The sequence below is a fragment of the Streptosporangiales bacterium genome, from assembly GCA_009379825.1.
Taxonomy (GTDB): Bacteria; Actinomycetota; Actinomycetes; order Streptosporangiales; family WHST01; genus WHST01.
Window position 1 is genome coordinate 1 of the sequence record WHTA01000142.1, and the last position, 6,935, is coordinate 6,935.

A 6,935-nucleotide genomic window follows, 5' to 3' on the forward strand; every position below is an offset into this window, starting at 1 on the left:
AACAGCAGCCGGCGCTGCGCGGCGGCCTGCCGGTACGCCGGCTTGTCGAGCAGCGTCTCGCCGCGGGCGTTGATCATCCGCGCGCCGGCCTTAGCGTCCTTCATGAACCACGGCACCAGACCCCAACGGTAGACACCGAGCTCGCGGCCGGGACCGGCAGTGCTGTGCGCGTCGACAACGCCATACACCGGGTCGGCCGGGGCCACGTTCCAGCTCGGCGGCAGCTCCTCGCCGCGCGCGTGGCGGGCGCCGTAGAGCGCCTCGACGTCGACGCGGGCCTTGGTGTTGGCGTAGCGACCGCACATGCGTTCATCCTCCCCCCGTTGCTCGTGCTGGCCGTACTCGTGCCCTGGGACGCGATCACCACTGCGCGTCCCGCACGTGGCACGAAGGACGGCCGTTCTGTGCAGGTCGTCGGCGAGCGCTTGTACGTGGTGGCCACCAGCCAGTACGCGGTGGAGCTGGTCCTCACCCGCCCGCTGACCGTCCGGCTGCCGCGAGGCGACGCTCGAGGTGACCTCGGTCCGCCTCTACGCCGACGACCCGGCGGCCCCTCCTGACTTCCGTCCGCACCCACCTCGCCGCCGACCGCTAGGCCAGGCCGTAGCCACCACCGCCGGCGGTCTGGATGTGTACCCGGTCGCCGGCTGACAGCGTCAGGCGCGACATGGCGGGCAGTTCGACCTCCTCGCCGTCGAGGACCGCGCGCACGACCGCAGGTCGGCCCGGCTCGCCACCGTCGAGTCCCCACGGTTGCCGGTCGACCCTGGCGGTGGCCACCACGGTGACGGCCTCGCCTTCGGTGAGCTCGAGCTCTCTGATCAGGCCGGCCCCGCCGCGGTGCCGGCCCGCGCCGCCGGTGTCACGAGCGACCTCGTACCTGCGCACGAGCAGGGGGTACTCGCGCTCGATGACCTCACACGGCGTGTTCCTGGTGTTCGTCATGTGGGTGTGCACCGCGTCCGCCCCGGCGAGGAGCGGATGCGCTCCTTGCCCGCCGCCGTAGGTCTCGACGTAGGAGAAGTACTCCCCGGTACGCGGGTGCCGGCCGCCGACCGTGACGATGCTCATGCTCCCGCTACTCGCCGCGGGCACCCGGCCGGGCACGATCGCCTGGCACGCACCGAGGAGAACGTCGACGATGCGCTGCGCCGTCTGCGTGTTGCCGTTCGCGACCGGGGCGGGAAACCGCGCCGATACGACGCTTCCCGGCCGCGTGGTGACGGTGATCGGGCGCAGCAGACCGGCGTTCGACGGCAGCGTCGGGTCGGTCAGCATCTTCACCACGTACGCGATGCACGCCTCGGCGATGGCGGAAGAACAGTTCACCGCGCCGTCGACCTGGTCGGCGGACGCGGTGAGGTCGACGTCGAGCTCGCCGCCGTTCTTGCGGGCGGTTGCCACGATGGGGATGTCCGCGCGACGCGTACCGGTGTGCTCCAGGTAGTCGGTGAACGTGCCGGTGCCGTCCGGTAGCTCGGCCAGCGCCGCGCGGGTGCGCCGTTCCGCGTACTCGACGAGCGCGAGACATGCCTCGTGCAGGCCCTGGACACCCCACTCGGCGACGAGCTCACGGAGGCGACGGGCACCGAGCTCGTTGGCGGCGACCTGAGCCATCAGGTCGCCCCGGGTCTTCTCGTGCGTGCGGACGTTGGCCATCAGCAGCCGTAGTACGTCGGAGCGCGGCCGGCCGCCGGCGATCAGCTTCATCGGCGGGATCCTGATGCCCTCCTGGAAGATCTCGGTCGTGTCGGCGGCCATCGACCCCGGAGTACTCCCGCCCACGTCGACGTGGTGGGCCATGTTCGCGACCAACGCCACCAGTTCGTCGCCGTCGTGCACCGGCGTGATGACGCAGGTGTCGGGCAGATGGGACCCGCCGAGGTACGGGTTGTTGGTGATGAGCACGTCGCCCGGCCGTAGCTGTGACCTGCCGACGTCGGCGACCGCCGCGTTGATCAGCGACGGCATCAACCCGAGGTGGAGTGGGATGTGTTCGGCTTGCGCGATCAGCTCCCCGTCGGGTGCGTAGATGCCGGCGGAGCAGTCGCGCCTGTCCTTGATGTTCGGTGAGTACGAGGTGCGGATGAGCGCCGTGCCGACTTCTTCCGCGACCGATTCCAGCCGGTGCCTGGCCACCTCCAAGGCCACCAGGTCCAGTCGGGTGGCGTGTCGCGCGGACTGGTCCGTCATGTTCCCTCCGCTTCGATGCGCAGGAACCCGTCCGCGTCGGCGGTGCACCGTTGCCCGGCCGCGACGACCACGGTGCTGTCCAACTGCTCCACGATGAGCGGGCCGGCCAACGGAGTGTCGATCGGCAATGCGTCGCGGCGGTAGACCGGCGTCTCGTGCCAGTCTCCGGCGATGTACGCGGTGCGGTACCGCTCCGGAGCGGCCGCGGCGGACGGCGGTGTCCGTTCCTCGGTCGTACTCTCCGCCATGGGTGCGGTGGCGGTCACCCGGACGGCGACAATCTCCAGCGTGGCGTCGTCGTCGGCGAAACCGTACCGCTCGAGGTGGGCGGCGTCGAACGCCGTCCGCAGCTCGTCGAAGTCGTCCCGCCAGGCGATGGTGAGCTCGTAGCTCTGGCCGAGGTAGCGCGCGTCCACTCCTCGCGACAGTTCGACGTCGGTTTCGGGCAGCGCCTCCGACTCGGCCATGAAGGCCAGCGCGTCGGCGGCCAGGGCGTCCAACACCCGCCGGGTGTTCGGTAGCTCGGCGGCCGAGCTCGCGCTCGCGGCAGCGGCGAAGTCGTGCCGGACCGGCGCGTCGAGCATGCCGACGGCCGAGGCGATCCCGGGGTGTGGAGGAACGACCGCCGTGCGCATGCCTAGCTCGTGCAACAACTCGGCACCATGGAGTGGTCCGGCGCCGCCGAACGCGATGAGCGTGCAGTCGCGGACGTCCACGCCGCGCTCGACGCTCACGGCGCGGATGCCGCGCGCGATGGCCGCGTTGGCCACTCGGAGCACGCCGGCCGCGGTCTCTTCCGCCGACAGCCCGAGATCCGCCGCGAGGACCGCCAGTTGCTTGCGCGCCGCCGCCAGGTCGAGGGTCAGCTCGCCGTCGAGCAACTCGGTGCCCAGGCGGCCGAGCAGCAGATGTGCGTCGGTGACCGTCGTGCGGTCGCCGCCGCGGCCGTACGAGACCGGTCCGGGATCGGCGCCGGCCGAGTGCGGCCCGACGCGCAGCCCGCCCCCGGCATCTCGCCACGCGATCGACCCGCCGCCGGCGCCGATGGTGTGGACGTCCACGGCGGGCAACCGCATGGGGAAGCCGTCGACCTCCGCCGACGTCACCTCGTCCGGCTTGCCGTCCCTGATCAACGCGATATCGGTGCTCGTACCCCCGATGTCGAGGCTGACCGCCTTCGCCAGCCCGAGATCGTGCGCCCACCGGGCGGCGCCGATCACGCCGCCGGCCAGGCCGGAGAGGATCGTCCGCACGCTCTGCCGGCGCACGGCCGCGGCGTTCATCAGGCCGCCGTTGGACTGCATGATCCACAGCCCGCCGGCGAGCCCGTCCTCGCGCAGCCGCGATTCGAGCCGACCGACGTAGCCGGCCACCACCGGTTCGACGTACCCGTTCAGCACGGCCGTGGAGATCCGTTCGTACTCGCGCATCTCCGCGGAGACGTCGGTGGCGGCGAAGACGACGGGGGCGGCGCCGGCGTCGCGCAGCAGACGCGCGCATTCGCGTTCGTGGTCGGGACGTACGTAGCTGTTGAGGAACGCGACGACGACGACGTCCGGTGCCGCCGCTTCGATCGAATCGGCGAGAGCGTGGACCTCGGCCGCCGACAGCGGTGTGCGCACACTGCCGTCGGCCAGCACCCGCTCGTCGACTTCCCAGGTGTGTCGCGGTGGCACCAGCGGAGCCGGGTGTCTGGCCAGTGGGTTGTACAGCGAGGGACGAGTCTGGTAGCCGATGGTGAGCACGTCGCGGAAGCCGGCGGTGGTAACCAGACCGACCCGCGCGCCACCGCGAGTGAGCAAGGCGTTCGTCGCGACCGTGGTGCCGTGGACGAGCCTGCCGACCTCGCTGGCTGCCACGCCGGTCGCCGCACAGGCCCTGTGCAGTCCGGCGAGCACCGCCTCGTCGGGTGCGGACGGACGCGACGGCACCTTCTGTACCGTCATCCTGCCGTCGGTGCCGCGGAATGCGACGTCAGTGAAGGTTCCGCCGGTGTCGATCGCGACCCGGGCCGGACCACCCGCCTCGCTCATCTGCTCCCTTGGTCGGCGGATACGACGTCCTTGAGGATGTTCCTGGCCTTCGTTTCGGGCAACGACCACACGGTCAAGATGCCGACTGCGGCGGCGACGAAACCCACCCACGCGATCGCGGCGCCGAAACCGATTCCCGCGGCCAATACCCCGATGGTCAACGGGCCGAACCCGGCAACGCCGCGGCCGACGTTGTAGGCGAAGCCCTGTCCGCTCGCCCGCACGTGGGTGGGGAAGAGCTCCGCGAGGTAGGCCCCCATACCACCGGCCTGGCCGGAGGCGAAGAAACCGAGCAGGAAGCTGATCACATACCCCAGTTCAGGGCGTACGACGGGGGTGAAGACGAACAGGGCGATCGCCCCGGCCGAGCCGGCGAAGAACAAGGTGAACGTCGGCCTGCGTCCGATCGTGTCGTGGACGAAGCCCGAGGCGACGTAACCGAGGAACGAACCGACGATCACCACCCAGGTGTACGTGGCCGTGCCGATGACGCTCAGCCCGCGCTCGGAGCGCAGGAACAGCGGCATGAACACGAACACCGAGTAGTAGATGCCCTGGATGCCGAGTCCGACCCCGGTCGCGAGCACGGTGGTCTTGATGGTCTGCCGCTGGAACAGCTGCCCGAAGGGCTCGCGGCGTTTGGGCGCCACCTGCACCCGGTCGCGGGTCGTGCGCCTGATGACGAACGCGGCGACGGCGGGGACGACCCCGACGAGGAACAGGTAGCGCCAGGCGACGTTCTCCGGCGCGAGCGAGAAGACGACGAGGTAGAGCCCGGTGGAGATTGCCCAGCCGATCGCGTAGCAGCTCTGTACGAAGGCAAGCACCCGTCCGCGGCGGTGCGGCGCCGCGTACTCGGCGATGAGCGCGGCGCCGACCGCCCACTCCCCGCCGAAGGTGAAGCCCTCCAGGACCCGCCAGAACGCGAACTGGGTGAGGTCCTGTGCGGTCGCGGTGAGCGCGGTGAAGACGCAGTAACCGACGATGACCCAGGTCAACACCCGCACCCGCCCGAAGCGGTCGGCGAGCGATCCGCAGACCACGCCGCCGACAGCGGACGCGCCGATGCTCACCGCGGTGATCCAGCCGGCGGCGCCCTCGGAGATGCCGAGCACCGGCATGACGGCGGTGAGCGCGAACGCGTACATGGTCCAGGTGAGGCCGTCCAGCCCCCAGCCGATGCCGGCGGCCGCCAGTGCCCGCCGCGCGTCCTTCTCGGTGACCTCCTGGGCCATGACCTGCTGTTTCTCAGTCATCGGGTGCTGACCTCCGCTGGTTGCAGGGCCCCCGCTCGGCGTTGGTATACGAATGATATTCCTACGGAGCCTACAACAGGCTCGGGCGGCGCGGAACCGCCGAATCGTCAGGAGCGGGGGACCTGCCGCCACACGTCGGCGGGCTCGGACACCAGTTCGGTGTCCAGACGCAGCCCCTCGACGGGTGTGGTCGAGAGGAAGCTCAGCGTTCGAGTGCGGAACAGCCGTACGTGTCGTGCCGCGACGTCCTCGGCGCGGTCGGGGTCGCGGGACCGGATCGCGTCGAGGAACTCCTCGTGGTCGTGCGTGACGCGCGTGAAGTGTTCGTCGAGCTCGTCGTCGTACTGAGTGGTGTCACCGCCGAAGCACAGGAAGGCCAGCCGCTGTCCCTGGTCGAACACCGACCAGGCGAGCCGTTTGAGGTGCTCGTTGCGCGCCGCCTCGGCCTCCCGGCGGTGCAGCTGCGCGTTGGTCGCGGCGATGCTCGCCGGGTGCCGGCGTGCGATGGCCGCGTTGACCGCCTTGGTAGCGGTGTCCAGGTCGGCGAGGTCCGCGTCGGTCGCGCGTACGGCGAGCAGCCGGGCGGTCGAACGTGCCACCACGACGTGTGCCTCGAACAGCTGGCCGACGTCGAAGAGATCCAACGGCCGGACCATGAAGCCGCCCCGGGTGCCGACGGTCACGAGGCCGTCCGAGCCGAGCTGGAACAGCGCCTCCCGTACCGGCGTGCGGCTGAAGCCGAGGGCGGCCGCGAGCTGGATGTCGTCGAGCTGCTCGCCCGGACGCAACTGCACGGTGAGGATGAGGTCCTTGATGGCACGGTGTGCCTGTTCCATCAGCGACCGGTCGCGTTTCGGCACGGCGTCCTCCAATCCTCGGGACCGAGCCTACGGGGCGCTGTCGGTGGGCTGCGGTAGCTGTGGGCGTCGAGGCCGTCGAGCTGGCCCGTCGCCGTTCGTGTAGTCGGTGAGAGCATGCCGAGATCCGGTGTCGCGCCGGGGAGGTTCGGCACGCTGGAAGGAGCGCACGATGGAGCCTGTTGCACAAAGGAAGATGGTGACCGGAGCACCGGATATCTTCCGGCGAGGACACCTCAGGGCCTTCGATGAACCGCCACAATGTACCCAAAACTGGCGCTTGCGGACCGATCCCACCTCGTTGCCGGAGACCTCACCGAAGATCCTGCGGCCGCTCTGCGCGAAGTCGCCTTTGTGCAACAGGCTCTTCATGTGCCCATAAACTGCGGTCCAGCTCCCGTGCTGGTTGTTCGACTAGCCGGTGCGCCCGCGGAAGCCCGCCTGTACTGTAGAAGCCGTGACCGGCAGCGACCGAGCATTCCGCATCGTCTCCCTGCGGCAGGTTGACGTCTTCACCGCCGTACGCGAGGAGCTCACCCAGCTCATCGAGCACGGTGGCTACGAGCCTGGCGATCGCCTGCCCTCGGAGCGGGTGC

The 6,935-nt window shown here is 70.2% G+C and carries 7 protein-coding genes; 2 read left to right on the forward strand and 5 right to left on the reverse strand.

What is annotated here, in order from left to right:
- A partial coding sequence (locus GEV07_30330; GenBank protein MQA06812.1) for an SOS response-associated peptidase occupies window positions 1–305 on the reverse strand: 305 nt, incomplete at its 3' end.
- 18 nt (window positions 306–323) lie between these two features.
- On the opposite strand from GEV07_30330, the gene GEV07_30335 reads away from it, so the two are divergent.
- On the forward strand, window positions 324–560 hold the full coding sequence (locus GEV07_30335; protein MQA06813.1) for a hypothetical protein: 237 nt from the start codon (window positions 324–326) through the stop codon (window positions 558–560).
- Between the two features lie 31 nt (window positions 561–591).
- On the opposite strand, the gene GEV07_30340 is transcribed toward GEV07_30335, so the two are convergent.
- The 4 genes from GEV07_30340 to GEV07_30355 all read right to left on the reverse strand — a co-directional run bounded on the left by GEV07_30340 (window position 592) and on the right by GEV07_30355 (window position 6,318).
- Entirely contained in the window at window positions 592–2,193 is a 1,602-nt protein-coding gene (locus GEV07_30340; GenBank protein ID MQA06814.1) for a hydantoinase B/oxoprolinase family protein, read from the reverse strand.
- Window positions 2,190–4,226, reverse strand: a complete 2,037-nt coding sequence (locus tag GEV07_30345; protein MQA06815.1) for a hydantoinase/oxoprolinase family protein — start codon at window positions 4,224–4,226, stop codon at window positions 2,190–2,192. Before GEV07_30345 ends, GEV07_30340 begins: the two co-directional genes overlap by 4 nt.
- Window positions 4,223–5,482, reverse strand: a complete 1,260-nt coding sequence (locus GEV07_30350) for an MFS transporter (protein ID MQA06816.1) — start codon at window positions 5,480–5,482, stop codon at window positions 4,223–4,225. Before GEV07_30350 ends, GEV07_30345 begins: the two co-directional genes overlap by 4 nt.
- Window positions 5,483–5,589: 107 nt before the next feature.
- A complete protein-coding gene (locus tag GEV07_30355; protein ID MQA06817.1) occupies window positions 5,590–6,318 on the reverse strand; it encodes an FCD domain-containing protein in 729 nt (242 codons plus the stop codon).
- Window positions 6,319–6,760: 442 nt separating this feature from the next.
- On the opposite strand from GEV07_30355, the gene GEV07_30360 reads away from it, so the two are divergent.
- A partial coding sequence (locus tag GEV07_30360) for a GntR family transcriptional regulator (protein MQA06818.1) occupies window positions 6,761–6,935 on the forward strand: 175 nt, incomplete at its 3' end.